This window comes from Kitasatospora sp. NPDC059817 (assembly GCF_042731835.1).
Lineage (GTDB): Bacteria > Actinomycetota > Actinomycetes > Streptomycetales > Streptomycetaceae > Kitasatospora.
This window is the reverse complement of record NZ_JBHWIR010000410.1, coordinates 1-1838: the sequence shown is the minus strand read 5'-3', so window position 1 is coordinate 1838 and position 1838 is coordinate 1. Positions and strand designations below refer to the sequence as shown.

The window sequence follows — 1838 nt, the reverse complement described above, 5'->3', positions numbered from 1 at the left end:
GTTTTTTGTTTTTTCTCGCCTCCGTCCGTCGGGGGCGGGTGGGTCTCCTGCGGGTGGGTGGGGGGGGGGGGGGGGGGCACCCCCCCCCCCCCCCCCCCCACGGGGGCACCCACTCGCGGGGCTCCCGTCCACCGGCGGCCGGGCTCAGCCGAAGACGTGCGCCATCCAACCACGCAGGCGCTCGTCGAAGTCGGCGGCGCCGGTGAAATCGTTGGCCGGGATCACGCCGCCCTCGGCGTCGTCCTGCTCCTCCCAGCCGGCGGCGAGGTACTCGACGTCGGCCCAGCCGCCACGGAACAGCACCACGTGCAGTTCGCCACCGGACAGCGGGTCCACGACCTGGACGCCGACGGAGTCCGGGTCCGTGACGCGGGCGCGGTCCGTCTCCAGCGGCTGCGGCCACGGGGCCAGGGCGTCGCGCCAGGTGAGCGCGCCGACCGTCAGACCGGCGGCCCGCCAGCGTACGGCCCGGGCGGCGATCCGCTCGGCGGCGTGGTCGAGGTCGACGATGCGCTCCACGACGGCGTTCACTTCCCTTCATCGGCGATCCCGCGTCGGCGAATCCGCGTCGGCGAATCCGCGTCGGCGATCCCGCGTCGGGGATCTTTCGGCGGCGATCTTGCTCGTTGACAGGGCGTCCGCGCGTGGCTCTAATGGGGGCGTGCAGCGCGGCGCCGGCCACAGAGTAGTGGGCCGGCCGGCAGCCGAGCGAGCACCTTTATCCGAGGGACGATGCGCGATGAGTACTTTCTCCGCTGCCCTGATCTGACGTAGGCGGTCACCGTGGTGTCCGCGTGCGCGCCCGTGCACCGCGTGTGGCCGTGACTCCCAACCCCTGCAGGAGACTTCACTCACACCTATGTCCATGTCCACGAACCATGTCAACCAGTTCAACCAGAGCGTCATCGAGGAGTTCCGGGCCAACGGCGGGCGGGTCGGCGGCCCGTTCGAGGGCGGCGACCTGCTGCTGCTCACCACCGCCGGGGCCAGGTCGGGCAAGCCGCACACCGTGCCGCTCGGGTACGTCCGGGCCGAGGGACTGCTCCTGGTCGTCGCCTCCGCCGCCGGGGCGCCGGACCATCCGCAGTGGTACCGCAACCTGCTCGCCCGACCGGTGGTCCGGGTCGAACTCGGATCCGAGGCGTTCGACGTGATCGCCGTACCCGCCGAAGGCGCCCGCCGGGAGCGGCTGTTCGCGGCCGTCGTCCGGCAGGCGCCCGGGTACGGCGACTACCAGGCGAACACCGACCGGGAACTGCCGGTGGTCGTCCTGGAACGGCCCGAGACACCCGCGCGCGAGGTGCGCAGCCTCGCCGACAAGCTGTTGGAGGCGCACACCTGGCTGCGTGCGCAGCTGCGCCACGTCCGGGAGGAGGCGCACTCGCACGTCGCGGGCCGCCCGGCCGGCCTCGGGCTCCAACTGCGCCAGCACTGCCTCGCCTTCTGCGAGGGGCTGACGCACCACCACAGCGGCGAGGACGCCGCGATCTTCCCCGCGCTCGCACGCAACCACCCGGAGCTGGCCGGGGTGCTGGAACAGCTGGGCGAACAGCACCTGGTGATCGGGCGGATCAAGGAGGAGCTGGTGGCACTGCTGGCCGGGATCGAGGTCACCGAACCGGACCGGCTCCGGGCCGAGTTGGACCGGATGTCGGCCGAGCTGGAGGCGCACCTCGACTACGAGGAAGCGGAACTGCTCCCGACGCTCGCCGGGATCCCGTTCCCGCCGCTCCGGCCCGGTCCGGCCCGGGACTGAGACGCACGAATGCCGAGGGGGCCGCGCCCCCCGGCGCCGGGGGCCCGGGGGCGCGCGGCCCGCGCCGCCCGCGGGGCGGCGC

2 protein-coding genes are annotated in these 1838 nt (G+C 73.6%); one reads left to right on the top strand and one right to left on the bottom strand.

Annotated elements, in window-relative coordinates:
- Nucleotides 1–144: 144 nt before the first annotated feature.
- Nucleotides 145–531: a hypothetical protein gene (locus ACFV61_RS35820; protein ID WP_244293498.1), complete on the bottom strand. Its 387-nt coding sequence runs from the start codon at nt 529–531 to the stop codon at nt 145–147.
- A 334-nt stretch (nt 532–865) separates the two neighbouring features.
- Between ACFV61_RS35820 and ACFV61_RS35815 the strand changes: the two genes are divergently transcribed.
- Nucleotides 866–1756 (top strand): nitroreductase/quinone reductase family protein, encoded by an 891-nt coding sequence (locus ACFV61_RS35815; RefSeq protein ID WP_380346309.1) that lies wholly within the window; start codon nt 866–868, stop codon nt 1754–1756.
- The last annotated feature ends 82 nt before the right edge of the window (nt 1757–1838 follow it).

Coding starts and splice junctions, on each gene's coding strand:
- ACFV61_RS35815 (WP_380346309.1), top strand. CDS start 866: ATGTCCACGAACCATGTCAACCAGTTCAACCAGAGCGTCATCGAGGAG.